Genomic DNA, 24757 nt, shown 5'->3' with positions numbered 1-24757 from the left:
GCGGTGGGTCGGCCCGGTGGCGACCGGTACCGTCAGCGCTGGCTGATGGTGACGTTGCCGCTGCCGGCCGAGCCGTCGAGCACCAGGGACGCGGCCGGATCGTCGGCGACGGTGACCCGGGCGTCACCGGAGCCGGTGTTGGACCGGACCCGGTAGCTTCCCGCCGGCACGAGCAGCGTGACATCGCCACTGGCGGCATGTGCGCGGGCGGCGGCGGGCTTGTCCAGTTCGACGTTGACGTTGCCGGATCCGGCCTCCGCGTCGACCGCGCCACCCAGTCGGCGTGCGGTGATGTCCCCGGAGCCGGCGCGCAGTCGGACCGCCCCGCTGGCCTCGCTCACGTCGATGTCACCGGAGCCCGTCTCGACCCCGACCGCGCCGGACGCGCCGACGATCCGTACGTCGCCGGAGCCCAGCCGCAGATCCACCGTGCCGACCCGGCTCAGCTCGACGTCGCCGGAGCCGGACTCGCCCTGGAGAGCCACGCCCTCCGGCAGGGCCACCTCGTAGGAGATGCTGCACCGGTCGCCGCAGTCGGTGTCCAGCACCAACTCGCTGCCCTTGATCTCGTACCGGGCGGTGGGCTCGCCACCCTGATAGCGCACCACCCGTTTGATCCGCGCCTCGCCCTCCGTGCCGTTACCCCGGACGATCACGTCGCCCGCACCGGGCAGCACCCGGATGGTGGTGATCTTCGCCGCCTCGGTGTCGTCGTAGTCGAGCCGACGCATGGCGAGGTTGTCGCACCCGGCGACAAGGATGAGGGCGGTCGTCAGGCCCAGAGCGACGGGCGCGGTGGCGCGACGGACGGCGCTGGTGGTGGGGTGCATTGCCATGACCAGCACGCTACGGGCGGTGACGAGCCTGGCGCATCGGGGTTCGTCCGCGCATCCACCCCGAACCAACCCTGATTTCACACCCCGAGGGAGAATGGCCCGATGGCCGGGTATCGCCGACAGCTCTACCGCGACGACGCGGTGGTGCTGCGTGTGCAGAAGCTCGGCGAGTCCGATCGGATCATCACCCTGCTCACCCGTCGGCACGGCCGGCTGCGCGCGGTGGCCCGGGGGATCCGCCGTACCACCAGTAAGTTCGGTGCCCGGCTGGAGCCGTTCGGCCACGTCGACCTCCAGCTCGCCGGTGACCCGAAGGGCAACCTCGGCAGCTCGCTGCACACCGTCAGCCAGGTCGAGGGCATCGATCTGTACGGCAAGCGGTTCCTCGGGGACTATCCCCGTTACACGGCGGCCAGCGCGATCGCCGAGACCGCCGAGCGACTGACCCCGGTCGAGCGGGAGCCGTCGCTGCGGCTCTTCCAGCTCACCGTGGGTGCGCTGAAGGCGCTGTCCCGGGGCGAGCACGCCACCACCCTGGTGCTCGACGCGTACCTGCTGCGGGGGATGGCCCTCGCCGGCTGGGCGCCGGCGCTGATCGCCTGCGCGGTCTGCGGCACCCCCGGGCGGCACCGGGCCTTCTCCGTGCCGGCCGGGGGTGCGGTCTGCCCGGATTGTCGGCCACCCGGCGCGGCCCACCCCGCGCCGGCCACCATCGATCTGATGTCCGCCCTGACCACTGGCGACTGGGTGCTCGCCGACGCCACCGACTCCGGCGTACGGCGGGAGTGCAGTGGGCTGGTCGCGGCTCACCTGCAATGGCACCTGGAGCGCGCGCTACGCTCGCTGCCGCTGGTCGACCGGGGTCCCTCGGCGACCGGCACGGCCTCGCCGCCGGACGGCACCGGGGTCGTGGTGCTCCGGCCACGTGGCGACGTCGAGGCCGGGGCGGACGGCACGAACAGGGAGTGACCGAGTGATCCGATCGAAGAAGGCCGGCCGGCGCGAGCCGACGCCGCCGACACCGCACCCGTCCGGCGCCCGACCGCCGGCGCTGCCCACCGAGGCGGTGCCGAAGCACGTGGCGGTGGTCATGGACGGCAACGGTCGCTGGGCCAAGGATCGGGGGTTGGCCCGCACCAAGGGCCACGAGGCCGGGGAGCACAGCCTCTTCGACACCATCGAGGGCGCGATCGAGATGGGCATCCCGTACCTGACGGCGTACGCGTTCTCCACCGAGAACTGGCGGCGCTCGCCCGACGAGGTCCGGTTCCTGATGGGGTTCAACCGGGACGTGATCCGTCGTCGCCGTGACCAGTTGGTCGACCTCGGCGTCCGGGTGGTCTGGTCGGGCCGGGCCGGCCGGTTGTGGAAGAGCGTCATCTCCGAGTTGCAGACGGCCGAGGAGATGTCCCGGGACAACTCGACGTTGACCCTCCAGTTCTGCGTCAACTACGGCGGGCAGGCCGAGATCGGCGATGCCGCTGCCGCGATCGCCCGCGATGTGGCGGCCGGGCGACTGGATCCGGCCAAGGTCAACGAGAAGACCGTGGCGAAGTACCTCTACCACCCGGAGATCCCGGAGGTGGATCTGTTCCTGCGCCCCTCGGGGGAGGAGCGGATCTCCAACTTCATGCTCTGGCAGTCCGCGTACGCGGAGTTGGTCTTCCTGGACACGCTCTGGCCCGACTTCGACCGCCGCCACCTCTGGTACGCGTGCGAGTTGTACGCGCAGCGGGACCGCCGCTTCGGCGGGGCGCTGCCCAACCCGGTCGCCCCGGTGATCTGAGCCGACGCGCTTACTCTCCCGTCACTCTGGGTATCACAGTTGTCAGAAGCCACTGACGGAGGTGAACCCACATGATCCAGAAGCGCATTGCCCAGTGGGCGGTGATGGCGGTAGCGGTGCCCCTGGCAGCTGCCGGTGCCCGCCGGCTCAGCCACACCCTGGAGGCCCGGCGTGGTCCCTCCGGGATGACCCGGTTGCTCACCAGGGGCGCGGACCTCGCGCGTCCCCAGAAGGCCAGGCGGCGTCGCTTCTTCTGACCAACCCCTGCCCGTCCCCGACGCCGCCCGCACTCCGGTGCGGGCGGCGTCGCCCCGTCCCACCTCCATCGGGTCGGTCGTTTCGGGGTGCCGCGGAATGGGGCCCGGGTAGGGTCCCAAGGTGGCGGGTCGACGGCGGTGGGGGTGGCTGTGCGGGATCTCCGATACAAAATGATCATGGCGTTGAACGCCGCGGATCTGGGTGAGCCGATGTGTGCGCAGGTGGCTGACATCTGTGCCGAGATCGCCGAGCAGCACTGCGCCGAGTTCGGTCACACACCGCACCTGCTGACCGGTGAGATCGCCGAACTGGCCACCGGCGAGCCGGCCCTGACCTGGGCGCACACGACCCCCGACACCGCGCGGCGTGCCTGGTGACCGCTCCCGCGCCGTCGGTCGAGGTGCGTCGCGCCGACGACCGCTTCGCCACCCGGATCTCCTGGCTGGACTCCAAGCACTCGTTCTCGTTCTCCCGGCACTACGACCCGGCCAACACCCACCACGGTCTGCTGCTCGTCAACAACGACGACGTGGTGCGCCCGGGGGCCGGCTTCGAGACCCACCCGCACGAGGACATGGAGATCATTACCTGGGTGCTGCGCGGCTCCCTGGTGCACCAGGACTCCACCGGTCACTCCGGGGTGATCTACCCGGGCCTGGCCCAGCGGATGAGCGCCGGCACCGGCATCCTGCACTCGGAGAAGAACGACGCCTGGCGACTCGACAACCAGACACCGCACAGCGACCCGGTCCACTTCGTGCAGATGTGGGTGCTCCCCGACGAAGCGGGCGTCGACCCCGGCTACGAGCAGCTGGAGATCGAGGACGAACTCCTGCGCGGCGGCCTGGTGCCCATCGCCTCCGGAATGGACCGCTACGACGGTGCGTCCGCGATCCGGATCCGTAACCGGTACGCGACCCTGCACGCGGCCCGTCTCACCCCCGGCGACGAGGTCACCATCCCGGACGCGCCCTACGTGCACCTGTACGTGCCCGACGGCACGGTGACCCTGGAGGGCAGCGGACCGCTCGGCACCGGCGACGCGGCCCGGCTCACCAGGACCGGCGGCCGGCGGGTCACCGCCGACGAACCGGCCGAGATCCTCGTCTGGGAGATGCACGCCACCATCAGCTGACCGTCGCCGGGCGGGAGGCGCGCGCCGCCTCGCCCCCGTGATCGCGCGCCGCCTCGCCCCCGTGATCTCGCCCGAACATGGGCGTAGTGGCCTCCCGATGTCGGAAGGCCACTACGCCCTAGTGCGATCTTGCGGGGTGCGGAGCGATCCCGACTACGCCGGGGACTCGGTGCGGTCGCCCGCCCACGTGGTGTGGAACGAGCCCTCGCGGTCCACCCGCTGGTAGGTGTGCGCGCCGAAATTGTCCCGCAGACCCTGGATCAACGCGGCGGGCAGGCGCTCGGCGCGCAGCGCGTCGAAGTACGCCAACGACGAGGAGAACGCGGGCGTCGGCACACCGGCCCGGGCCGCGTCGGCCACCACCCGCCGCCAACTCGGCACGCCAGCGGCGACCGCCTCGGCGAAGTACGGCGCGACCAGCAGCGTCGGCAGCTCCGGCTTCTCGTCGTACGCCTCGCGGATCCGGTCCAGGAAGCGGGCCCGGATGATGCAGCCGCCTCGCCAGATCGTGGCCGTGCCGCCCAGGTCGATGTCCCAGTTGAACTCCTGGCTGCCGGCGCGGATGTGGTCGAAGCCCTGCGCGTACGCGACGATCTTGGAGGCGAGCAGCGCCCGCCGGACGTCCTCGACGAACGCGTCCCGGTCGGTGACCTGCCACTGCTCACCCGCGTCCGGGAACGCCCGCCGTGCCGCCTCCCGCTGGTCGACGTGCCCGGAGAGCGAACGGGCGAAGGTCGCCTCGGCGATCCCGGTGATCGGAATGCCCAGGTCCAGGGCGCTCTGCACGGTCCACCGGCCGGTGCCCTTCTGCTCGGCCCGGTCCTGCACGATGTCGACGAACGGGCGGCCCGTCGCCGCGTCGGTGTGCGCGAGCACATCGGCGGTGATCTCGATGAGGAACGACTCCAACTCGCCGCCGTTCCAGTCGCGGAAGATCTCCGCGATCTCCGCCGGCTTCGCGCCCAGACCGGCCCGAAGCAGGTCGTACGCCTCGGCGATGAGCTGCATGTCGGCGTACTCGATGCCGTTGTGCACCATCTTGACGAAGTGCCCGGCGCCGTCCGGCCCGACATGGGTGCAGCACGACACGCCGTCCACCTGGGCGGCGATCTTCTCGAACATCGGCCCGAGCTTGGCGTACGACTCCGCGGAGCCGCCGGGCATGATGCTCGGCCCGAGCAACGCGCCCTCCTCACCACCGGAGACGCCGGTGCCACTGAAGTGCAGCCCCTGTGCGCGCAGCGCCTCCTCCCGGCGGCGGGTGTCGGCGAAGTGGGCGTTGCCACAGTCGACGATGATGTCGCCCTCCTCCAGCAGCGGCACCAACTCGTCGATCACCGCGTCGGTGGGCGCACCCGCCTTGACCATCACGATCACCGCGCGGGGCCGCTCCAGCGACGCCACGAAATCGGCCATCGTCTCGCCGGGCACGAACGTGCCCTCGTCACCGTGCTCGGCAACCAGGCTGCGGGTGCGTTCCGGCGACCGGTTGTGCACCGCCACCGTGAAGCCGTTGCGGGCCAGGTTGCGGGCCACGTTGCGGCCCATCACCGCCAACCCGGTCACACCGATCTGCGCCGTCGCCTGCTCAGCCATTCGTGCCGCCACCTCTCGCCGTCGGACTTGCGTGCTAGGACCGTATCGCGGTGCGGCGAAACGCGGGCGAGTCGTCTCGACAGCCGGTTATCGGCAAATGATGCTCAGCTTTCCCGGGCCAGGCGATCCTCCACATGCGCGACCTTCGCGGTGAGCGCGTCCGTCACCCCCGGGCGGACGTCGGCCTTGAGCACCACGCTCACCCGAGGCGCCTGTGCGGCCACCACGTCGACGGCCCGCTTGACGACCGCCATCACCTCGTCCCACTCACCCTCGATCGTGGTGAACATGGCGTCGGTGCGATTGGGCAGGCCCGAGTCGCGGACCACCCGTACCGCCTCGGCGACCAGGTCACCGACAGACTCACCGACTCCGAGCGGGGTTACCGAGAACGCGACAAGCATGCCGTCGATGGTGCCAGGAAAATCGGCTGCGCCGACGGACGACCGGCCGATAGTGTGCCGGCATGCGCTACTGACGCCCCTTCTCCGAGCCGGCCCGCCGCCCCGCGTCGCGGTCCGTGCGCTCCCGGGCGTCCCGCATCCCACCCGCACTTCGGCGGCGCTGGCCCTGCCCGACCCCGGTGAGCAGTCTCTCCCGTTCGATCGTCGCGCCGCGGCGGTCACCAGCCGATCCGACCGACCGCCGGAACGCGGGACCGGCCGAGCCGGTCGGCACCGAAGGAGGCCCGGATGCCTGCCAGGCGCAATCCGAAGAAGTCCCGTACCCCCGGCGCGACGCCGCTCGGCATCGACCCGGCGGCCGAACACGGCCCGCTCCCACCCACCCGCCGCGACCTCGCCGTCGAACCGACCGAACCGGCGCTGCCGGCGGTGCTGGTCGGGCCGGCTCTGCCGGCGGTGCTGGTCGGGCCGGCTCTGCCGGCGGTGCTGGTCGGGCCGGCTCTGCCGGCGGTGCTGGTCGGGCCGGCTCTGCCGGAGGTGCTGGTCGGGCCGGCGCTGCCGGCGGCGGCCGGCTCGGACGCGTTGACGCTGCCGGTCGACGTGCCGGCGCCGGTCGACGTGCCGGCAACGTTCGACGTGCCAGCGGCGGTCGACGCTCCGGCGGTGGACGACCTGCCACCGGCGGCCGGGAGACCGGCGGCACCGACGGCCGGTCCGCCGCAGGGTGGCGGCAGCCGCTCGGGCGGCGGACGCAGCCAACAGGCCGGCCAGACCCGCCGCTACGCCTTCCGCCGTAGCTGACCGATCCGCCCCCGCCGGGTGCTGACAGCAACATCAGGGATGTAGTGGCCTCCTTCGCCAACGAGGCCACTACATCCCTGATGTTGTGCAGATCTTGGCCGCGGGCGGGGCGGGCCGGGCCGCGGGCGGGGCAGATCTTGGCCGCGGGCGGGGCGGGCCGCGGGCGGGGCGGGCCCGCGGGCGCGGCGGGCGGGCGACCTGGGTCGGGTTCAGCTGATCAGGGGGCGGAAGGTGCCGACCAGGACGCTTGTCGTGAGGGCGGCGCCGGCCAGCACGGCGGCCCCGGCGATGAGGAGTGCGTCGGCGCGGGTGAAGCGTTGGTCGCGGGCCGCGGTCCGGGGAGTGCCGGCGTCGAAGCCCCGGGCGTCCATCGCGACGGCGAGGCGGGTGCCCCGGCGGATCGCCCCGACCAGCAGCGCGAACCCGGTGGAGGCGAACAGTCGTAGCTTCGCGAGCGGGTTGCGTCCTGCGTCGACGCCGCGCGCGCGTCGGGCCATGCTGATCATCTGCCATTCCTGACCGAGTAGCGGAACCAGGCGAAACGCGGCAAGTGCCCCGATGGCGAACCGGGCCGGCGCCTTCGCGTTCTGGATCAACGCGTCGGCCAGGTCGGTGGGGTCGGTGGTCGCGAAGACGATCACACCGGGAAGGGCCACCGCGAAGACGCGCAGCACCAGCCCGAGCGCGGTGAGCAGCACGCCGGTGCTCACCAGCACCGGTCCCGCGTCCAGCAGGACGCGGCCGGACCGGTCGGCGGCGAAGAGCACAAGAGTGACCAGGATGCCGGCGGCGCTGAGGAGCAGCGGCCAGGCCCGCCGGGCCAGCACCCGGTAGCCGATGCCGAACAGCGGCAGCACGGCGAGTTCGAGCGCGATGGCGATCGCCGGGGCCAGTGGGTCCAGGGTGGCCAGCAGGGTGAACGAGAAGACCAGCGCGGCGGCGACCTTCGCCACCGGGTTGCGGCGGGCCAGGGGTGCACCGGGCGTGGCGACCGACTCGATGCTGATCATCGGTCGTCGTCCGAGGAGCGTCGCAGGGTGATGGTCCGGTCGGCGAGCGCGGCCACGAAGTCCGCGTCGTGGGTGACCGCGACCACGCCGTGCCCGGCGTCGCGCAGGTCGGCGAAGAGGTCGACCAGTTCCCGCCAGGTCCGCCGGTCCTGACCGAATGTGGGTTCGTCGCAGATCAGCAGGCGGGGCGCGGTGGCCAGGGCGGTCGCCACGCTCAGCCGCCGCGCCTCACCACCCGAGAGGGTGTACGGGTTGGCGGCGGCGAGCCGGACCAGTCGCAGCCGTTCCAGCAGCCCGCTCACGGTCTCGTTGACGGCCGCCTCGGGCTGACCGGTCCGGCGTGGACCGAGCGCCAGCTCGTCGAAGACGGTGCTGGTGACGAACTGGTGCTCCGGATCCTGGAAGACCGACCCGATCCGGCGGGCCAGTGCGGGAGCCCGCCACCGGTGTGGGGGAGTGCGGTGGTCCGCGCCGGCCAACTCGACGGATGCGGTGACCCGTCCGACGCTCGGCCGGAGCAACCCGCCGAGCAGTAGGGCCAGGGTGGACTTGCCGGCGCCGTTGGGTCCGCGTACGGCGAGTGCCTCGCCGGCGCGTACCGCGAGGTCGGTGGAGCCCAGCCGGGGCGGCAGGCCGAGCCGGTCGGCGGTGAGCAACAGGTCCCCCGGCGCGGCGGTGGCCGGCCGGGGCGCGATGGGGTGACCGGGCACCCAGACCCCCTCGGCGGCCAGGGCGGCACCGTGGGCGGCGAAGACGGCCTCGGGGGTGCCGTCCGCGCGGACCCCGCCGCCCGGTTCCAGGACGACCACCCGGTCGACGAGCGGCAGTGCCTCGGCGACCCGGTGCTCGACCAGGATCAGGGTGGTGTCGGCGTGCAGCGCGCCGGCCACCGCCTGGCGGACCAGGTCGGCCCCGGCCGGATCGAGGTTGGCGGTCGGCTCGTCGAGCAGCAGCAGCTCGGGACGCAGCGCCAGCGCGCCGGCCAGGGCGAGGCGTTGCTGCTCGCCGCCGGAGAGCGCCGCGGTGGGGCGGTCCCGGGGGTACGGGAAGCCGACGCGGTGCAGCGCCTCGTCCACCCGGGGCCAGATCTCGTCGGTCGGTACGCCGCGGTTCTCCAGCCCGAACGCGACGTCGTCGCCGCAGCGCGCCATCACCAGTTGGGTTTCCGGATCCTGGAAGACGATGCCGACGCGTTCCCGACCCTTGCGCGGGTCGAGCCCGTCGATCTCGACGGTGCCCTCCTGCTCGCCGGAGTCCTCCGGCAGCAGCCCCGCCAACGCGCTGAGCAGGGTGCTCTTACCGGCCCCGGAGGGCCCGAGCAGCAGAACCCGCTCCCCGGCCTCGACCCGCAGATCAACTCCGCGCAGAGCCCAGGCGCGCCGTCCAGCGTGCCGCCACCCAAACCCCCGCAGCAGTACCCCGCCCACCAAGCCACCCCCCTCCGGGCCGCGCGCCCCCGGCCCCACCCTGCACGGTCGATCATGAGGTTGACGGTCATTCTGACGATCCATCCGCCCGTCAACCTCATGATCAACGCGGGTGGGGCGGGGTCAGACCAGGGCTCGGTTCCGACCCGCCGGGAAGCGGTCCAGGACGCCGGTGTTGGCCAGGGCCTTCGTCAGCAGCCAGCCACCGGCGCCGGCGATCACGGTGGCGCTGACGATGGTGAGCAGCGCGTACGGGATGCGGTAGTTGGTCAGCTCGTAGTCGACGTTCCAGACGAAGAAGTCGAACAGCGCGGCGCTGAGACCGGTCAGCGCGCCGGCCAGCATCGCGGTCGGCAGCCGGAACGACCGGTACCGGAAGGCGGCGAACGCCAACTCGGCACCGATGCCCTGCACGATGCCCTGCGGGATCACCGTGCCGGCCCACTGGCTGCCCAGCAGCGCGGACAGGACCGCGGCCACCGTCTCGCAGTAGAGCGCGGCGCCGGGCTTGCGGATGACCAGGCCGCCGATCACGGCCGGCATCAGCCACACGCCGTAGAGCAGCGTCTGCGCCGGCGGGAAGAACGCGAACGCACCCTCGGTGGCGCTCCAGACCAGGCCCCAGGCCCAGAAGATGACGCCGAAGGCGACCGCGATCACCGAGGCGACCACGATGTCGATGGTCCGCCAACGGGCGGTGTCGGTGGTGGATGTCATGTTGTACTCCCAGTTCTGCGTGCGAACCAGGAGAAGACGCACGCCGCGCGTCCGGTGGCACCGGACGGCGGCGCGGCTGGAGGTCGACCGAACTCCCTGCGCTGGCATTACCCAGATCAGGTTCGAGGGTCTGCGGGCATGCCCGCACTCTCAGCGCTGTGCGCTCCCCTGTCGGATGTGAAGTTGTCTCGTCGACGCTAACACTGACCAGGGGTGCCGGCCCAGCAGGGCATCCGCCCATCTCGGCGTTCAGCTGGCCGTACCGCGGCTGGGTAGGCTGACGATCATGCGGGTCGACGCGCGAGGTCTCACGTTCGAGGTAACCGCCGGCGGTCCGTCGGACGGCGAACCCGTCCTGCTGCTGCACGGCTTCCCCCAGCACAGCGGCGAGTGGGACGACGTGGTGCCCGCGCTGCACGCGGCCGGGCTACGCACGTACGCGCTGGACCAGCGCGGTTACTCGCCCGGTGCGCGGCCGACGGCGGTGGCCGACTACCGGATCCCCGAACTCGTCGCCGACGTGGTGGCGGTGCTCGACGCCCTGGGATTGGACGCCGTGCACGTGGTCGGCCACGACTGGGGCGCGATAGTGGCCTGGGCGGTCGCCGCCGGGCACCCCGACCGGGTCCGCACACTGACCGCGGTGTCCGTGCCGCATCCGGCCGCCATGGCGTACGCCCTGAGCAACGACGGCCAGCAGAAGGCCCGCTCGTCGTACATCACCTTGTTCCGTAAGCCGGGTACGGCGGAGAAGGTGCTGCTGGCGTGGCACGCGACCGCGCTGCGCAAGATGCTCGGCGGAGTGGGCGACGCGCCCCGGGTGGACCGCTACGTTGCCCCGATGCGCGAGCCGGGGGCGCTGACCGCCGCGCTGAACTGGTACCGGGCGATGTCCCGCGCCGACCTGGCCGGTGTCGGCCCGGTCGCGGTGCCCACCACCTACGTCTGGAGTGACCGGGACGTCGCCATCGGCCACACCGCCGCCGACGCGTGCGCCGCGAACGTCACCGGGACGTACCGCTTCGTGCGGTTGCCAGATGTGAGTCACTGGATTCCGGACACGGCGCCGGGTCCGCTCGCCGAGGCGATCCTGGCTCGGGCCGGCGGAACGGCCTGAGCCCGGTGGGCCAGCCAGGGAGGGACGCCGTGACCACGAACACCAGCGGGCCGGGCACCCGACGCTCGATCGCCGCGCAACTGCGCCTGCTGGGCGTACGCCCCGGGGCGACGCTGCTGGTGCACGCCGCGTTACGTCCGCTGGGGTTCGTCAGCGGCGGGCCGCACGCGGTGGTGCTCGCCCTGCGCGACGCGCTCGGCCCGGACGGCACGATCGTGGTGCCCACCCACACGCCGGACAACAGTGACCCCGCGGGGTGGCGCAACCCACCGGTGCCGGCGGACTGGTGGCCGCTGATCCGCGCCGAGATGCCGGGCTTCGACCCGGCGGTCACGCCGAGCCGGTTCATGGGCGTGCTCGCCGAGACGGTTCGCGGCTGGCCCGGTGCCCTGCGCAGCTCGCATCCGCACGTGTCGTTCGCCGCGCTCGGGCCGGCCGCCGAGCAGGTGGTGGCCGGGCACGGCCTGGCCGACATGCTCGGCGAGGGTTCTCCCCTCGCCCGGCTCTACGACCTGGACGCCGACGTCCTGCTGCTCGGCGTGGACCACTCCGTGAGCACCTCGCTGCACCTGGCCGAGTACCGCCGCCCCGGTTCGCCCCGCGAGCGGGTCGGCGCCGCGGTGCGGACCGGCGACGGCGGTCGGGAGTGGATGTGGTGGCAGGACGTACGGCTCGACGCGGACGACTTCGACGCGCTGGGCACGGACCTGGAGGCCACCGGGGCGGTACGCACCGGACCGGTCGGCACCGGGACCGGCAGGTTGATGAGCCAGCGGGCGGCTGTCGACTTCGCGGTGCGCTGGCTGGACCGACACCGGACGACGGAGGAAACATGACGGTGAGTGCCGAGGCCTACCTGGCCGTGGTGACCGAGACGATCGGCCGGGTGGCCGCCAGCCAGCGGGTGGCGGTGGGGCGGGCCGCCGACCTGATCGCCGACGCCGTCCGCGCCGACGGGGTGGTGCACGCGTTCGGCACCGGGCACTCCGAGGCCCTCGCCATGGAGATCGCCGGCCGGGCGGGCGGTCTGGTGCCGACCAACCGGATCGCGCTGCGCGACCTGGTGCTGCTCGGCGGCGAACCGGCGGAGCGGCTCGGCCCGCTGCTGGAACGGGACCCGGCGGTCGCGCACCGGCTCTACGAGTTGGCCCCGGTGCGGCCCACCGACATCTTCGTGCTCGCCTCGAACTCCGGGGTCAACGGCGCGATGGTGGAGTTCGCCACGCTCGTCAAGGAACGCGGCCACGGCCTGGTGGCGATCACCTCCGCGCAGCACTCGGGCCGGATGACCTCCCGTCACCCGTCCGGGCGCAAGCTGGCCGACCTCGCCGACGTCGTGCTCGACAACGGCGCTCCGTACGGTGACGCGACGCTGCCGCTGCCCGGCGGCGGCGCGGTCGGCGCGGTCTCCTCGATCACCGCGGCGCTGCTCGCCCAGCAGGTGACCGTGGAGGTGGTGGCCCGGCTGCTGGCGGCGGGGGAGCGGCCGCCGGTCTACCTGTCGGCGAACATCCCGGACGGCGACGCGCACAACACCGAGCTGGAGGCCCGGTACGCCGGTCGGATCCGACGCGGGTCCTGAGGCCGTACTGATAGCCGACGTGCGTCCAGAAGGTGAACAGCGAATGTCGTGAACCTGTTTCGCGCTCACCCGGGTGGGGCATTGGCGTTGCTGCCGGCGGCCGGGACCGCCGGCAGTAGCGTCGCACCGGAGGTAGCGCGTGTCCAAGGAGACCGAGAAGCAGCGTTGGCAGCGGAATTTCGCCGACCTGTTGCAGGAGTTGCGAGTCGCACAGACGGGCGTGCAGATCCTCTTCGCCTTCCTGCTCACCCTGCCGTTCAGCGCGGGGTTCACCGAGACCACGGAGTTCCAGCGGGACGTCTACATCGTCGCGCTGCTCGCCGCGGCCGCCGCGACCGCGATGATCATCTCGCCGGTGGCGTTCCACCGGGCGCTGTTCCGGCAGGGGCGCAAGCCGGAGTTGGTGCGCTTCGCGCACCGGATGGCCACCGGCGGCCTCGCCTTCATGCTGATCGCGATGGTCAGCGCGGTGCTGCTGATCACCGACTTCGTGCTCGACCGGCCGATCGCCTTCGTGCTCAGCGCGCTGACCGGGGTCTGGTTCCTGACGTTCTGGGTCGCCCTGCCGTTCGCCCGCCGCAACTGGGGTGAGGACGACGTCGACGACGAGGACGACGACCCGGACGAGGTCGCCGGCCGCTGATCGAGCAGTTCTCCACCGAGCGCTACCCCTGGGTAACACCCGGGGGTAGCGTGACGGTAGTCACACACGTCGAGCAGCCGCACGAGGTTCGAGGGGGCAGCCGTGACCACGACACAGGACGGTCGACCAGCACCGGACGGCCCGGATTCCGACACCACCGCGCAGACCGCCGGAGCCGCCGCGCCGCTGCCCGCCGAGGCCGGGCAGGTGTCGGAGAAGGAGGCCCGGCGGGTCGCCGAGGCCGCTCGCGAGTCCTCCTGGGATCGGCCCAGCTTCGGCAAGGAGTTGTTCCTCGGCCGCTTCCGGCTCGACCTGATCGACCCATGGCCCCAGTCCGAGCCGGACGACGTGGCCCGCGCCGAAGAGTTCCTCGGTCGGTTCCGCGCCTTCCTGACCACCGAGGTGGACGGGGCGGCCATCGAACGTGACGCGTCCATTCCGGACTCGGTCTTCCACGGCCTGGCCGACCTCGGCGCGTTCGGCATGAAGATCGACCGGAGGTACGGCGGGCTCGGGCTGAGCAACCTGCACTACTGCCGGGCGCTGATGCTGGCCGGCTCGGTCAGCCCGGCCATCGGCGCGCTGCTCTCCGCGCACCAGTCGATCGGGGTGCCGCAGCCGGTGAAGATGTTCGGCACCGCCGAGCAGAAGCAGCGCTTCCTGCCCCGGCTCGCCGCCGGCGAGGTGTCCGCGTTCCTGCTCACCGAACCGGACGTCGGCTCCGACCCGGCCCGGCTGGCCACCATCGCCGAGCCGACCGAGGACGGCACCGGCTACCGGCTCAACGGGGTGAAGCTCTGGGCCACCAACGGCATCGTGGCCACCCTGCTGGTGGTGATGGCCCGGGTGCCGGCCACCGAGGGGCGGCGGGGTGGGATCACCGCCTTCGTGGTGGACGGGGACAGCGCCGGCATCACCGTCGAGCGGCGTAACGAGTTCATCGGCCTGCGCGGCCTGGAAAACAGCCTCACCCGGTTCCACGACGTGTTCGTGCCCGCCGAGAACGTCATCGGCGGCGAGGGCAAGGGGCTGAAGATCGCCCTGACCACGCTGAACACCGGCCGCCTGTCGCTCCCGGCGATGTGCGTGGGCGCCGGCAAGTGGGCGCTTAACGTGGCCCGGGGCTGGGCCGCCGACCGGGTCCAGTGGGGCCGTCCGGTGGGCGAGCACGAGGCGGTCGCGCAGAAGCTCTCCTTCATCGCCGCCACCACGTACGGCATGGAGACCATGCTCGACCTGTGCTGCCTGCTCGCCGACGACGACCGCAACGACATCCGGATCGAGGCCGCGCTGGTCAAGCTGTACGCCAGCGAGATGGCCTGGAAGATCGCCGACGAACTGGTCCAGATCCGGGGCGGGCGCGGCTACGAGACGGCCGACTCGCTGGCCGCCCGCGGCGAACGCCCGGCCAACGTCGAGCAGGTGCTCCGCGACCTGCGCATCAACCGGATCTTCGAGGGCTCCACCGAGATCATGCACCTGCTGATCGCGCGGGAGGCGGTCGACGCCCACCTGTCGGTGGCCGGCGACATCATCGACCCGGACGCGGGCCTGGGCCGCAAGGCGCGCGCCGGCGCCCGAGCCGGTGCCTTCTACGCGAAGTGGCTGCCCACGCTCGCCGTGGGCCGGGGGCAGAGCCCGTCGGCGTACGCCGAGTTCGGGCCGCTCGCCGCGCACCTACGGCAGGTCGAGCGGTCGTCGCGCAAGCTGGCCCGGTCGACGTTCTACGCGATGTCCCGCTGGCAGGGAAAGATGGAACGTAAGCAGGCGTTCCTCGGCCGCGTGGTGGACATCGGCGCCGAGTTGTTCGCGATGTCCGCGGTCTGTGTCCGGGCCCAGTCCGAGCGGGCCAGCCGCCCGGAAAATGTCGAGCTGGCCGACCTGTTCTGCCGGCAGGCGCGGGTGCGGGTGGACGCCCTGTTCTCGGCCCTCTGGGACAACACCGACTCGGTCGACACCGCCGCCGCGAAGCGGATTCTCGCCGGCCGCTACGCGGGCCTGGAGGAGGGCGTGCTCACCCCGTCCGACGAACTGCCCTGGGTGGCCGGTTGGTCGCCCGGCCCGTCCACCGCCGAGGACGTCCGCCGCCGCATCCCGCCGAAGCCGTGACCGTGCCGCCCGGCGTCCTGCCGGGCGGTGGCCGCGCCGTCCGGCGTCCTGCCGGGCGGTGGCCGCGCCGTCCGGCGTCCTGCCGGGTCGGTGCGGTGGTGGCGGTGCGGGTCAGCTGGCGATCGCCCAGGCCAGCACCGCCGCCAGGATCAGTCCGTTGAGCGCCGCCAGACCCAGGTACGCCGCGGACGGGATCTTCTTGCCCCGGCGGACGAAGGAGACCAGGACTGCGGCGTAGCCGAGCAGCAGGACGGCGATGACGACCAGGAAGTAGAACACCCGAAGACCTTAGCGGTCCCAGGCCAGGCAGCCCGCGACGGCGCGGTGGTCGCCGGCACCCGGGATCGGCGTCAGCGGCTCCGGCCGCGCAGGCCGAGGTGGCGCAGCTCCAGCGCGGCCAGCGCATCGACCGTCGCGTCGTCGCCGCGCCGCCACGCCTCGGCCACGTCGGGGCCGACCCGGGTCAGCCGGCCCAGTGGCTGGGTGGCCAGGGCACGCAGGGCCAGCAGGTCCCGGCCGGCCGGCCCGGCGGCCAGCTTCGCGGCCGACCCAGCCCGACGCATCCAGCGCAGCCGCAGCGGCAGCCAACCGAACAGCACCAGGCCGAGCGGGAAGATCAGCACCGCGATGGTGAGGGCGAGGGCGAGCTGGTCGACCAGGTGCTGCTGGTCGCGGCCGGCGTCGGCGAGCCCCCGGGCGGCGTCGGCGGCCCGCTGGAAGGGCGCGGTCAGCTCGTCACCGACCAGCGGCACCCGGCGGACCTTGCCGCCGGCGTCGGCGAGGTTGTCGGCGAGGCCACTCCCGGCACCCTCCAGTTTCTGCCCCGGTACGGCGAGCTTCTGCACCAGGTCGTGCAGCCACAGCGCGCCGCGGACCGCCGCGTACACCCAGGCGACGACGAGCAGGTCGGTGAGCAACTGACGGGCGGCGGTCGGGAACCGATCGGCATAGATTTTCACGCCGGACAGCGTGACACGAATGGGCCGGGACCGGCACCCGCCGGATCAGCCGGCGGGAGAGCGGTTGGACCTGGGCCGGCGAGCTTCGCGCCGCCCGGATCCGGATGTCGAGCGAGGTCTTGCTGCCTTGCCGGCGATGATGAATGACAGTTCAGCGGACGCAGGTGGGGCAGGTGCCGAAGATCTCCAGGGTGTGGCTGACGTCGGCGTAGCCGTGCTGCGCGGCGACCCGGTCGGCCCAGCTCTCCACCGCGGGGCCGGCGACCTCCACGGTGTTGCCGCAGACCCGGCAGACCAGGTGGTGGTGGTGCCCCTCGCTGCACCGGCGGTAGAGGTGCTCGCCGCCGGGCGGCCGCATCACGTCGATCTCGCCGGCGTCGGCCAGCCCCTGCAGGGTGCGGTAGACGGTGGTCAGGCCGACCCGCTCGCCGCGCTGCCGCAGCATCGCGTGCAGGTCCTGGGCGCTGTGGAAGCCCTCCATCTCGGCCAGCAGCGCGCTCACCGCCGAGCGCTGCCGGGTGTTGCGCACCGCGGCGCCCTGCTCGCTCATGATCCCTCCCCGGCGTGGCTGACCGCGTCCGCCACGATGTGCGCGACGTGCTCGTCGACCAGGCTGTAGGCGATCTCCCGACCTCGGCGGGAACCCCGCACCACGCCCGCGCCGCGAAGCACCCGCAGATGCTGGGAGACCAGTGGTTGCGCGGCACCGAGTTTGTCCACCAGCTCGTGCACGCACCGCTCACCGCTGGCCAGCTCGCTGACGATGGCCAACCGGATCGGCGCCGACAGGGCGCGGAGCAACTCGCTGGCCCCGTCGAAGCCCTCGTAGCCCGTCGCGCTGGTCATCCCGCAACGGTAACCAATACCACCGACGACGCCCCGCTCAGGATCGGCCCAGTACGACCTCGTGGGGTTCCGCTGTTGGCGCGGGGGCCGGCGTCGACCGTCGCCGCAGCGTCCGCCAGACCCCACCGGCGACGGCGACCACCAGGAAGGAGGCGATCGCCACCAGCACCACCGAGGCGCCCGGCGCGGTGTCCGCCGTGGCCGCCACCCAGACACCGGAGCCGGCGGCGAAGAGCCCGAGTGCCATCGCGGCCGTCATGGTGCTGCGGAAACCCCGAGTGACCTGCTGGGCGGTAGCGACCGGCACCACCATCAGCGCGCTGATCAGCAGCACCCCGACGGCCCGCATCGCAATGGTCACCGTGACCGCGGTGGCGACCGCGATCAGCAGGTTCAGCGTGCGCACCGGCAGGCCGGAGACCCGGGCGTACTCCTCGTCGTGGCTGACCGCGAAGAGCGCCGGGCGCAGCGCGATCATCGTGACCAGGATCGCCGCGCCGAGCACCGCGATGGTGATCACGTCGGCGAGGGAGGTGGTGATCAGTGACCCGAACAGGTAGGCGTTGAGGTTCGCGCTCGTCGCGTCGGAGAGGCCAACCAGCAGTACACCGCCGGCGATGCCGCCGTAGAAGAGCAGGGCCAGGGCCAGGTCGCCGGAGGTACGCCCACGGGCCCGGACCACCTCGATGGCGATCGCGCCCGCGGTGGCGACGAGCACGGCGACCAGCACCGGTGAGCGGTTGAGCAGCAGTCCGGCCCCGACTCCGGTCAGCGCGACGTGCCCGACACCGTCGCCGATCAACGCCAGTCGGCGCTGCACCAAGTAGATGCCGAGCGCCGGCGCGGCCAGGCCGATCACCAGCGCGCCGATCAGGGCATGCTGCATGTAGGAGTACTGGAAGAGTCCCATGGGTCAGTTGCTCCACAGCCCGGCGGGCTCGTCGTAGCAGTGCGGGTGCACGTGGTCGTGGTCGGGCTCCGCGTGGTGGCCGGCCGGGTCCGGCACCGCGCCGTCGTGGGCGATGCGACCCTCGTGGACGACCACAGCCCGGCTGATCACCGGTCGCAGTGGGCCCAACTCGTGGGCGACGAGCAGCACCGTCCCGCCGTCGGAGACGAAGTCGCGCAGCGCGCTGGCGAACGCCTCCTGGCTGGCCGCGTCCACCCCCGCGGTGGGCTCGTCGAGGACCAGCAGCTCCGGCTTGCCGGCCAGCGCGCGGGCGATCAGGGTGCGCTGCTGCTGGCCGCCGGAGAGCGTGGCCACCGGGTCGCCGGCCCGGTCGGCGAGCCCGACCGCGAGCAGCGCGGCGTCGACGGCGGCGCGGTCGGCTCGACCCGGCGGGCGGAGCACCCCCCGGCGGGCCAGCCGCCCGGAGGCCACCACCTCACGGACGGTGGCCGGTACCCCGCCGCCGGCGCCCAGCCGCTGCGGGACGTACCCGATCCGCTCCCACTGCCGGAACCGGCGCAACGGCCTCTCGAAGAGGGTGACCGAGCCGGCGCTGACCGGCACCAGCCCGAGCACGGCGCGGATCAGGGTGGACTTGCCGGAGCCGTTGGCCCCGAGCACGGCGACCACCTCACCGGCGGTGACGGTGAGGGAGATGTCCCGGAGCACGGGGCGGCCGTCGTAGCCGACCACCCCGTGCTCGACGGTGATGACAGGTGTGGTCACGAGCAGCCCAAGGCCGTCTGCAGGGTCCGCAGGTTGGTGCGCATCACCGAAAGGTAGTCCCCGTCGCTGCCCGCGGCGAGCCCTTCGATCGGGTCCAGCACGGCGGTCTTCGCGCCGACCTGACCGGCGATGGTCTCGGCGACCTTCGGGCTGACCAGGGTCTCGAAGAAGATCGTGGTGGCCTGGTGCTCCTTCGCCTCCTCGATCACGTGCGCCAGCCGCTGCGGCGAGGGCTCGACGTCGGGGCTCAGCCCGGTAATGCCGACCTGGTCGAGCTGGTAGCGGTCGGCGAGGTAGCCGAACGCGGCGTGGCTGGTCACGATCTCCCGCCGTTGGCAGGTGGCCAGGCCGTGCCGGAACTCGCCGTCCAGGGCCGTCAGGTCGGCGCGCAGCGCCGCGGCGCGGGCGGTGTAGTCGGCGGCGTGGTCCGCGTCGGCCTTGCCGAGCCGCTGGGCGAGCTGGTCACCGATGCCGGCCAACCGGGTCGGGTCGAGCCAGACGTGCGGGTCCTTGCCGCCGCTGTCCTCGGTGTGCCCCTCCTCGCCCTCGTGGTCGTGCCCGCCGGCGGTCGCGTCCAGCAGCGGCTGCACGCTTGTCACGTCGAACGCCCGGTCGCCACCGTTCTGCGCGACGGCATCGTCCACCGCCGGCTGGAAGCCCTTCAGGTAGACGATCAGCTCGGCCTCGCTGACCTGGCCGACCTGGCTGGGGTTGAGTTCCAGGTCGTGCGGCTCGGCGCCCGGCTTGGCCAGGTTGGTCACCCGGACCGCGTCGCCACCGACGCGCTCCGCGACGAACTGGAGGGGGTAGAACGCGGCCACCACGTCGACCCGTTGGGGGTCGGCGTCAGCGCCTCCGGTGGAGCAGCCGGCCCCGGCGCCCAGGGCGAGGAGGGCGGTCGCGGCGGCCAGGACACGGGACGTGGTGCGGTTGCTCATGTCGTCAACTGTCCGTGGCAACGATAATGATTGTCAAAAACGCATGGTTCATGTCAGAGCAGCTTCGCCAGGCCCACCGTCACCAGCAGGGTGAGCATCACCAGCCGAAGCAGCCGGGTCTGCGGCGCCTGAACCGCCCAGGTCGTCGCCAACAGGGCGATCAGGACAGCGGCGAGCGCGAGCGTCAGCAGCCCGCCGATCACCCCGGGCGTGAAGAACGCCACCAGCACCACCACCAGGGTGAGCAGGAACACCGACGTCGGGTTGGCCCCGGCCAACCGGGCCAACAGGGGGCGCTGCGTACGCTGCATCCCACAGACTCTACGAGGAGGGACACCCGTTGCTGGTGACCAACCGGTTCGTGGTCGACGTCGATGTCGCCGACGACTTCACCGAACGGGCGCACGCCGCCCTCACCGCACTGGCCGCCCGCCCCGGCTACCTGCGCGGTCAACTGGTCCGGGCGCTCGACGACCCCCGGTACTGGTCGCTGGTCACCGAATGGGAGTCGGTCGGCACCTACCGCCGGGCACTGGGCGCCTTCGAGGTCAAGGTCAGCGCCGTGCCGCTGCTCGCCGAGTCGGTCGACGAACCCTCCGCGTACGAGGCGCTGGCCACCGCCGCCCCCGGCGGGGCAGTCGTCGTCGCCGAGAGTGATCGGGCTGCGGGTCCTTACCGCTGAGCCGCCGGACACTACGCTGCTCCTATGACCGCACCCGCCCCGCCACCCGGTCCCGGCGTGGCTCCGCCGTTCGCCGCGCCACCCACCGAGGGCCGTCGGACTCGGCTCTGGATCGGCCTCGGCGTCGGCGCGCTCGCCGTGTTGCTCTGCTGTGGCGGGGGCGGCAGCGCCGTCATCGGCCTGGCCGTCACCGGCGTGCAGGCGATCGGGGAACAGGCCCGCACCGTGACCGGCGCCTACTACCAGGCGCTTGTCGAGCGGGACTACGGGCGGGCGTACGAGCAGCTCTGCGACGACGCGCAGCGGCGCGAGTCCCGGCCCGAGTTCGAACGGCGAGCCGCCGCCGAACCCCAGGTCACCGCCTTCCGGCTCGGTGAGGTCGACACCATCAACCTGACCGTGCCGGTGGATGTGAGCCTCTCCGGCGGCGACCGGGAACAGCAGCAGGTCAGCCTCGGCCGGGACGGGCAGACCGGCGGCGTGGAGGTCTGCGGGGTCAGCTGACCCGTCACCGGTATTCTGCTGGGCTCAGGGCGACGGTGGTCGTACCGTTGTCCCGAACCGACCGATCCATCCACATCTCGCCCCCGCCGACCGCCAGCCGGCGTAGGAGGAAACATGCCAGCCGACCGTATCGACGCCGTCGTCAGCCTCGCCAAGCGCCGAGGCTTCGTCTTCCCCTCCAGTGAGATCTACGGAGGCACCCGATCGGCGTGGGACTACGGCCCGCTCGGCGTGGAGCTCAAGGAGAACGTCCGCCGGCAGTGGTGGAAGACCATGGTCCAGCAGCGGGACGACGTGGTCGGCCTCGACTCCGCCGTGATCCTGGCCCGCAAGGTGTGGGAGGCGTCCGGCCACATCGCCGAGTTCGTCGACCCGCTCACCGAGTGCCAGTTCTGCCACAAGCGGTTCCGGGCGGACCACCTGGAGGAGGCGTACGCGGAGAAGCACGGCAAGCCGCTGACCTCACTCGCCGAGCTGAACTGCCCCAACTGCGGCAACAAGGGCACCTTCACCGAGCCGAAGATGTTCAACGGCCTGATGAAGACCTACCTGGGTCCGGTGGAGAGCGACGAGGGGCTGCACTACCTGCGTCCGGAGACCGCGCAGGGCATCTTCGTCAACTACAAGAACGTGGAGACGGTCGCCCGCAAGAAGCCGCCGTTCGGCATCGCCCAGACCGGCAAGTCGTTCCGCAACGAGATCACCCCGGGCAACTTCATCTTCCGGACCCGCGAGTTCGAGCAGATGGAGATGGAGTTCTTCGTCGAGCCGGGCACCGACGAGCAGTGGCACGAGTACTGGCTCCAGGAGCGCTGGAACTGGTACATCGACCTCGGCCTGTCGGCAGACAATCTGCGTCTCTTCGAGCACCCCGCCGAGAAGCTCTCGCACTACTCGAAGCGGACCGTGGACATCGAGTACCGCTTCCAGTTCGGCGGCACCGAGTTCGCCGAGCTGGAGGGTGTCGCCAACCGCACCGACTTCGACCTCTCCACGCACAGCAAGCACTCCGGCGTCGACCTGTCGTACTTCGACCAGACCAAGAGTGAGCGCTGGATGCCGTACGTCATCGAGCCGGCCGCGGGTCTGACCCGCGCGGTGCTCGCCTTCCTGCTGGAGGCGTACGACGAGGACGAGGCTCCCAACACCAAGGGCGGCGTGGACAAGCGCACGGTGATGCGGTTCGACCCACGGCTGGCGCCGGTCAAGGTGGCGGTGCTGCCGCTGTCGCGCAACGAGGCGCTGTCGCCCAAGGCGAAGGATCTCGCCGCGCTGCTGCGCAAGCGCTGGGTGGTCGAGTTCGACGACTCGCAGGCGATCGGCCGCCGCTACCGCCGGCAGGACGAGATCGGCACCCCGTTCTGCGTGACCGTCGACTTCGACACGCTTGACGACAACGCCGTGACGGTGCGCAACCGCGACACCATGGCCCAGGAGCGGGTCTCGCTGGACCAGGTCGAGCGCTACCTGATCGAGCGCCTCCCCGGCTGCTGACGTCCTCCGAAAAGCCCCTCCCCGACCGCGGCCGGGGAGGGGCTTTCTGGTGTCTGACCAGGGGCGGGACGCGAAACGAACCGTCGGCGACTCGCGGGCCGATGAAATTAGTTCAATGCCATCTTTCGATATCTTGGGTCTCGATCGGGAGAAGGTGGGATGACATGGCGAACCGACTGTCCGTCCTCCGCGTGACCGCTGCGGCGTCGATCGTCGTGGGACTGCCGGCGCTCTCGGGCTCGACGGCCCACCACGGTGCCGCCCAGGCCCCGCCGCCGCACCTGTCCTCGGCGTCGCGCGGGTCGGCTGGTGCGGACCTCACGGCCACCGTGTCGCCCGTCCCCGAGATGATCGAGGCCGCCCAGTGGAGGATCGAGCCGCCGGCCCCGTCCCGCGGCGGTCCCGCGCGCCGTGCCTCCCCGCGCGCCCCCGTGACACGTCTCGCCCCCGTCACGGCGATCCACTCGCAGGCCAAGATCGACAGCGGGGCGCTGGTGACGTGGACGACCTCCCCGACGTGCCTCCTGGCGGGGCACGACACCATGGGTTGGGCGTGGCTCGACGACCTCCCGGCCGGGAGGGTGGTGCGGGTCGACTCGGGGCCGTGCGCGGGCAGCTACCAGGTGGTCGGGCACCGGTGGCAGCCGCGTAAGGGCGGCACGATGCCGGACTGGGTGAGCAGATACGACCTCGTGCTCCAGACCTGCACGGGGCGGAGCGGGACGGGGTTCAGCACCGCTCGACGGCTGCCCCGGTAGGCCGGGTCGGCCGGCCCGGCGGCGTCGACCCGAGCGCCGCCCTGCGGCAGGCAAAGGGGGAGGAACCCCTCCGTATACTTGCGGGGTGAGTGATGTCGCGGTGGCGCCCGGACGCCCGTTAACCCTCGGTGGCTACCAGGTGTGGCCGCCGGTGGTGCTCGCGCCGATGGCCGGGATCACCAACGTCGGCTTCCGCCGGCTCTGCCGGGAGCAGGGCGGCGGCATCTACGTCTGCGAGATGATCACCACCCGGGCGCTTGTCGAGCGGAACCCGAAGACCCTGCACATGATCGCGTTCGGCGACGACGAGAAGCCCCGCAGCCTCCAGCTCTACGGCACCGATCCGGAGATCACCGCCGCCGCGGTCCGGATCATCGTGGAACGCGACCTGGCCGACCACATCGACCTCAACTTCGGCTGCCCCGTCCCCAAGGTCACCCGGCGTGGTGGCGGCGCGGCGCTGCCGTGGCGACGCCGGCTCTTCGCCCGGCTGGTACGGGCCGCGGTGGACGCCGCGGCACCGGCCGGGGTGCCGGTCACGGTCAAGATGCGCAAGGGCATCGACGACGACCACCTGACGTACGTCGAAGCCGGGCTCGCCGCCCAGGAGGCCGGCGTGGCCGCGGTGGCCCTGCACGGGCGGACGGCCGCGCAGCGCTACTCGGGCACCGCCGACTGGGACGCGATCGCCACGTTGAAACAGGCTCTCGACGTGCCGGTGCTCGGCAACGGCGACATCTGGGAGGCCGACGACGCGCTGCGGATGGTCGCCCACACCGGGGTCGACGGCGTGGTCGTCGGGCGTGGCTGCCTGGGGCGCCCGTGGCTGTTCGCCGACCTGGAGGCCGCCTTCGACGGCCGGTCCGAGCGGCGACTGCCCACCCTCGGGGAGGTGTCGGTGACCATGCGTCGGCACGCCGAGCTGCTGGTCGACCAGTTCGTGGCCGCCGCCCGCAACCCGACCCGGGGTGAACGGGACGGCTGCGCCGATTTCCGCAAGCACGTCGCCTGGTACCTCAAGGGGTTCCCGGTCGGCGGCGAACTCCGCCGCTCACTGGCGATGATCGAAAGCCTGGCTCAGCTCGATGACCTGCTGGGCAAACTCGACCCGACGGAGCCGTTCCCGGTGACCGCCCTGGGCCAGCCGCGTGGACGCACCAACTCGCCGGGCAAGGTCTTCCTGCCGGATGGTTGGCTGGCCAGCCGGGACGACGACGCCGTCCCCGAGGGCGCCGAGATGGACGACTCCGGCGGCTGAGCCCCTGTCCCGTCCGAGGCCCCTCGGATGATCCCCGACTCCGTTCGAGCCGGACGTGGGTGCGTGCACGATGACCCGGACAGGCCGAAGGGCCGGACCCCGGTGGTGGGGTCCGGCCCTTCGGCCTTGCGGTGTGGTGTGGTGGTGTGGGGGTCAGCTGGTGGCGTAGCCGCGGGTGGCGATCCAGTCGGCGAGGTGCTCGACGCTGATCTGGTAGGCGGC

The 24757-nt window shown here is 72.2% G+C and carries 30 protein-coding genes and 1 riboswitch; of the genes, 16 read left to right on the top strand and 14 right to left on the bottom strand.

What is annotated here, in order from left to right; all coding sequences use genetic code 11:
* Window positions 1-32: 32 nt before the first annotated feature.
* Window positions 33-836, bottom strand: a complete 804-nt coding sequence (locus AB0C25_RS32675; RefSeq protein ID WP_357378440.1) for a DUF4097 family beta strand repeat-containing protein — start codon at window positions 834-836, stop codon at window positions 33-35.
* Window positions 837-938: 102 nt separating this feature from the next.
* Here AB0C25_RS32675 and recO point away from each other — a divergent pair, with 102 nt between their 5' ends.
* The 5 genes from recO to AB0C25_RS32650 all read left to right on the top strand — a co-directional run bounded on the left by recO (window position 939) and on the right by AB0C25_RS32650 (window position 4015).
* A complete protein-coding gene (gene recO / locus AB0C25_RS32670) occupies window positions 939-1805 on the top strand; it encodes a DNA repair protein RecO (protein WP_357378438.1) in 867 nt (288 codons plus the stop codon).
* Between the two features lie 4 nt (window positions 1806-1809).
* Window positions 1810-2622, top strand: a complete 813-nt coding sequence (locus AB0C25_RS32665) for an isoprenyl transferase (protein ID WP_357378436.1) — start codon at window positions 1810-1812, stop codon at window positions 2620-2622.
* Between the two features lie 71 nt (window positions 2623-2693).
* Window positions 2694-2879 (top strand): hypothetical protein, encoded by a 186-nt coding sequence (locus AB0C25_RS32660; protein ID WP_357378434.1) that lies wholly within the window; start codon window positions 2694-2696, stop codon window positions 2877-2879.
* A gap of 177 nt (window positions 2880-3056) precedes the next feature.
* Entirely contained in the window at window positions 3057-3257 is a 201-nt protein-coding gene (locus AB0C25_RS32655) for a thioredoxin reductase (protein WP_357378432.1), read from the top strand.
* Window positions 3254-4015, top strand: a complete 762-nt coding sequence (locus AB0C25_RS32650) for a pirin family protein (protein WP_357378430.1) — start codon at window positions 3254-3256, stop codon at window positions 4013-4015. The genes AB0C25_RS32655 and AB0C25_RS32650 overlap by 4 nt, the downstream gene beginning before the upstream one ends.
* A 153-nt stretch (window positions 4016-4168) precedes the next feature.
* On the opposite strand, the gene gndA is transcribed toward AB0C25_RS32650, so the two are convergent.
* Entirely contained in the window at window positions 4169-5611 is a 1443-nt protein-coding gene (gene gndA / locus AB0C25_RS32645) for an NADP-dependent phosphogluconate dehydrogenase (RefSeq protein WP_357378428.1), read from the bottom strand.
* A 104-nt stretch (window positions 5612-5715) separates the two neighbouring features.
* Window positions 5716-6015 carry an MTH1187 family thiamine-binding protein gene (locus tag AB0C25_RS32640; protein WP_357378426.1) on the bottom strand — a complete coding sequence of 100 codons (300 nt, stop codon included), beginning with the start codon at window positions 6013-6015 and terminating at the stop codon, window positions 5716-5718.
* 288 nt (window positions 6016-6303) lie between these two features.
* Here AB0C25_RS32640 and AB0C25_RS32635 point away from each other — a divergent pair, with 288 nt between their 5' ends.
* Entirely contained in the window at window positions 6304-6816 is a 513-nt protein-coding gene (locus AB0C25_RS32635; protein ID WP_357378424.1) for a hypothetical protein, read from the top strand.
* Between the two features lie 209 nt (window positions 6817-7025).
* Here AB0C25_RS32635 and AB0C25_RS32630 read toward each other — a convergent pair whose 3' ends face one another.
* The 3 genes from AB0C25_RS32630 to AB0C25_RS32620 form a co-directional block, all read right to left on the bottom strand.
* The gene (locus tag AB0C25_RS32630) at window positions 7026-7826 is read right to left on the bottom strand and encodes an energy-coupling factor transporter transmembrane component T (RefSeq protein WP_357378422.1); all 801 of its coding nucleotides are present in this window, start codon (window positions 7824-7826) and stop codon (window positions 7026-7028) included.
* Window positions 7823-9253, bottom strand: coding sequence for an ABC transporter ATP-binding protein (locus tag AB0C25_RS32625; protein WP_357378420.1), 1431 nt, complete (start codon window positions 9251-9253; stop codon window positions 7823-7825). The genes AB0C25_RS32630 and AB0C25_RS32625 overlap by 4 nt, the downstream gene beginning before the upstream one ends.
* Window positions 9254-9376: 123 nt before the next feature.
* Window positions 9377-9970: an ECF transporter S component gene (locus tag AB0C25_RS32620; protein WP_357378418.1), complete on the bottom strand. Its 594-nt coding sequence runs from the start codon at window positions 9968-9970 to the stop codon at window positions 9377-9379.
* Window positions 9971-10045: 75 nt separating this feature from the next.
* Window positions 10046-10150: riboswitch (TPP riboswitch) on the bottom strand.
* Between the two features lie 106 nt (window positions 10151-10256).
* On the opposite strand from AB0C25_RS32620, the gene AB0C25_RS32615 reads away from it, so the two are divergent.
* The 5 genes from AB0C25_RS32615 (at window position 10257) to AB0C25_RS32595 (ending at window position 15421) form a co-directional block, all read left to right on the top strand.
* Window positions 10257-11087, top strand: a complete 831-nt coding sequence (locus AB0C25_RS32615; protein WP_357378416.1) for an alpha/beta fold hydrolase — start codon at window positions 10257-10259, stop codon at window positions 11085-11087.
* 29 nt (window positions 11088-11116) lie between these two features.
* The gene (locus tag AB0C25_RS32610) at window positions 11117-11923 is read left to right on the top strand and encodes an AAC(3) family N-acetyltransferase (RefSeq protein ID WP_357378414.1); all 807 of its coding nucleotides are present in this window, start codon (window positions 11117-11119) and stop codon (window positions 11921-11923) included.
* Window positions 11920-12669 carry an SIS domain-containing protein gene (locus tag AB0C25_RS32605; RefSeq protein ID WP_357378412.1) on the top strand — a complete coding sequence of 250 codons (750 nt, stop codon included), beginning with the start codon at window positions 11920-11922 and terminating at the stop codon, window positions 12667-12669. Before AB0C25_RS32610 ends, AB0C25_RS32605 begins: the two co-directional genes overlap by 4 nt.
* 139 nt (window positions 12670-12808) lie before the next feature.
* Window positions 12809-13312: a DUF6328 family protein gene (locus AB0C25_RS32600; protein WP_357378410.1), complete on the top strand. Its 504-nt coding sequence runs from the start codon at window positions 12809-12811 to the stop codon at window positions 13310-13312.
* 102 nt (window positions 13313-13414) lie between these two features.
* Window positions 13415-15421, top strand: coding sequence for an acyl-CoA dehydrogenase family protein (locus tag AB0C25_RS32595; protein ID WP_357378408.1), 2007 nt, complete (start codon window positions 13415-13417; stop codon window positions 15419-15421).
* Window positions 15422-15532: 111 nt separating this feature from the next.
* Here AB0C25_RS32595 and AB0C25_RS32590 read toward each other — a convergent pair whose 3' ends face one another.
* The 8 genes from AB0C25_RS32590 to AB0C25_RS32555 form a co-directional block, all read right to left on the bottom strand.
* Window positions 15533-15700, bottom strand: coding sequence for a hypothetical protein (locus AB0C25_RS32590; protein ID WP_357244553.1), 168 nt, complete (start codon window positions 15698-15700; stop codon window positions 15533-15535).
* A 71-nt stretch (window positions 15701-15771) separates the two neighbouring features.
* The gene (locus AB0C25_RS32585) at window positions 15772-16380 is read right to left on the bottom strand and encodes a hypothetical protein (protein WP_357378406.1); all 609 of its coding nucleotides are present in this window, start codon (window positions 16378-16380) and stop codon (window positions 15772-15774) included.
* A gap of 151 nt (window positions 16381-16531) precedes the next feature.
* The gene (locus tag AB0C25_RS32580) at window positions 16532-16930 is read right to left on the bottom strand and encodes a Fur family transcriptional regulator (RefSeq protein WP_357378404.1); all 399 of its coding nucleotides are present in this window, start codon (window positions 16928-16930) and stop codon (window positions 16532-16534) included.
* Window positions 16927-17226, bottom strand: a complete 300-nt coding sequence (locus tag AB0C25_RS32575) for a metalloregulator ArsR/SmtB family transcription factor (protein ID WP_355030824.1) — start codon at window positions 17224-17226, stop codon at window positions 16927-16929. Before AB0C25_RS32575 ends, AB0C25_RS32580 begins: the two co-directional genes overlap by 4 nt.
* A gap of 37 nt (window positions 17227-17263) precedes the next feature.
* The gene (locus AB0C25_RS32570) at window positions 17264-18136 is read right to left on the bottom strand and encodes a metal ABC transporter permease (protein ID WP_357378402.1); all 873 of its coding nucleotides are present in this window, start codon (window positions 18134-18136) and stop codon (window positions 17264-17266) included.
* Between the two features lie 3 nt (window positions 18137-18139).
* Window positions 18140-18901 carry a metal ABC transporter ATP-binding protein gene (locus AB0C25_RS32565; protein WP_357378400.1) on the bottom strand — a complete coding sequence of 254 codons (762 nt, stop codon included), beginning with the start codon at window positions 18899-18901 and terminating at the stop codon, window positions 18140-18142.
* The gene (locus AB0C25_RS32560) at window positions 18898-19839 is read right to left on the bottom strand and encodes a metal ABC transporter substrate-binding protein (RefSeq protein WP_357378398.1); all 942 of its coding nucleotides are present in this window, start codon (window positions 19837-19839) and stop codon (window positions 18898-18900) included. The genes AB0C25_RS32565 and AB0C25_RS32560 overlap by 4 nt, the downstream gene beginning before the upstream one ends.
* A gap of 53 nt (window positions 19840-19892) precedes the next feature.
* Entirely contained in the window at window positions 19893-20150 is a 258-nt protein-coding gene (locus AB0C25_RS32555; protein ID WP_110566727.1) for a hypothetical protein, read from the bottom strand.
* Between the two features lie 29 nt (window positions 20151-20179).
* On the opposite strand from AB0C25_RS32555, the gene AB0C25_RS32550 reads away from it, so the two are divergent.
* The 5 genes from AB0C25_RS32550 to dusB all read left to right on the top strand — a co-directional run bounded on the left by AB0C25_RS32550 (window position 20180) and on the right by dusB (window position 24535).
* The gene (locus AB0C25_RS32550) at window positions 20180-20521 is read left to right on the top strand and encodes an antibiotic biosynthesis monooxygenase (RefSeq protein ID WP_110566725.1); all 342 of its coding nucleotides are present in this window, start codon (window positions 20180-20182) and stop codon (window positions 20519-20521) included.
* Between the two features lie 24 nt (window positions 20522-20545).
* Entirely contained in the window at window positions 20546-21025 is a 480-nt protein-coding gene (locus AB0C25_RS32545) for a hypothetical protein (protein WP_357378396.1), read from the top strand.
* A 114-nt stretch (window positions 21026-21139) separates the two neighbouring features.
* Window positions 21140-22519: a glycine--tRNA ligase gene (locus tag AB0C25_RS32540; protein ID WP_357378394.1), complete on the top strand. Its 1380-nt coding sequence runs from the start codon at window positions 21140-21142 to the stop codon at window positions 22517-22519.
* A 164-nt stretch (window positions 22520-22683) separates the two neighbouring features.
* Entirely contained in the window at window positions 22684-23277 is a 594-nt protein-coding gene (locus AB0C25_RS32535) for a hypothetical protein (RefSeq protein ID WP_357378392.1), read from the top strand.
* 85 nt (window positions 23278-23362) lie between these two features.
* Entirely contained in the window at window positions 23363-24535 is a 1173-nt protein-coding gene (gene dusB, locus AB0C25_RS32530; protein ID WP_357378390.1) for a tRNA dihydrouridine synthase DusB, read from the top strand.
* The last annotated feature ends 222 nt before the right edge of the window (window positions 24536-24757 follow it).

It is taken from the genome of Micromonospora sp. NPDC048839, assembly GCF_040649915.1.
Lineage (GTDB): Bacteria > Actinomycetota > Actinomycetes > Mycobacteriales > Micromonosporaceae > Micromonospora.
The sequence above is the reverse complement of the archived record's forward strand: the minus strand, read 5'-3'. Positions and strand labels throughout refer to the sequence as shown.

Coding starts and splice junctions, on each gene's coding strand:
- AB0C25_RS32675 (WP_357378440.1), bottom strand. CDS start 836: ATGGCAATGCACCCCACCACCAGCGCCGTCCGTCGCGCCACCGCGCCC.
- recO (WP_357378438.1), top strand. CDS start 939: ATGGCCGGGTATCGCCGACAGCTCTACCGCGACGACGCGGTGGTGCTG.
- AB0C25_RS32660 (WP_357378434.1), top strand. CDS start 2,694: ATGATCCAGAAGCGCATTGCCCAGTGGGCGGTGATGGCGGTAGCGGTG.
- AB0C25_RS32655 (WP_357378432.1), top strand. CDS start 3,057: ATGGCGTTGAACGCCGCGGATCTGGGTGAGCCGATGTGTGCGCAGGTG.
- gndA (WP_357378428.1), bottom strand. CDS start 5,611: ATGGCTGAGCAGGCGACGGCGCAGATCGGTGTGACCGGGTTGGCGGTG.
- AB0C25_RS32640 (WP_357378426.1), bottom strand. CDS start 6,015: ATGCTTGTCGCGTTCTCGGTAACCCCGCTCGGAGTCGGTGAGTCTGTC.
- AB0C25_RS32635 (WP_357378424.1), top strand. CDS start 6,304: ATGCCTGCCAGGCGCAATCCGAAGAAGTCCCGTACCCCCGGCGCGACG.
- AB0C25_RS32630 (WP_357378422.1), bottom strand. CDS start 7,826: ATGATCAGCATCGAGTCGGTCGCCACGCCCGGTGCACCCCTGGCCCGC.
- AB0C25_RS32620 (WP_357378418.1), bottom strand. CDS start 9,970: ATGACATCCACCACCGACACCGCCCGTTGGCGGACCATCGACATCGTG.
- AB0C25_RS32615 (WP_357378416.1), top strand. CDS start 10,257: ATGCGGGTCGACGCGCGAGGTCTCACGTTCGAGGTAACCGCCGGCGGT.
- AB0C25_RS32605 (WP_357378412.1), top strand. CDS start 11,920: ATGACGGTGAGTGCCGAGGCCTACCTGGCCGTGGTGACCGAGACGATC.
- AB0C25_RS32580 (WP_357378404.1), bottom strand. CDS start 16,930: ATGAGCGAGCAGGGCGCCGCGGTGCGCAACACCCGGCAGCGCTCGGCG.
- AB0C25_RS32575 (WP_355030824.1), bottom strand. CDS start 17,226: ATGACCAGCGCGACGGGCTACGAGGGCTTCGACGGGGCCAGCGAGTTG.
- AB0C25_RS32570 (WP_357378402.1), bottom strand. CDS start 18,136: ATGGGACTCTTCCAGTACTCCTACATGCAGCATGCCCTGATCGGCGCG.
- AB0C25_RS32560 (WP_357378398.1), bottom strand. CDS start 19,839: ATGAGCAACCGCACCACGTCCCGTGTCCTGGCCGCCGCGACCGCCCTC.
- AB0C25_RS32555 (WP_110566727.1), bottom strand. CDS start 20,150: ATGCAGCGTACGCAGCGCCCCCTGTTGGCCCGGTTGGCCGGGGCCAAC.
- AB0C25_RS32545 (WP_357378396.1), top strand. CDS start 20,546: ATGACCGCACCCGCCCCGCCACCCGGTCCCGGCGTGGCTCCGCCGTTC.
- AB0C25_RS32540 (WP_357378394.1), top strand. CDS start 21,140: ATGCCAGCCGACCGTATCGACGCCGTCGTCAGCCTCGCCAAGCGCCGA.
- AB0C25_RS32535 (WP_357378392.1), top strand. CDS start 22,684: ATGGCGAACCGACTGTCCGTCCTCCGCGTGACCGCTGCGGCGTCGATC.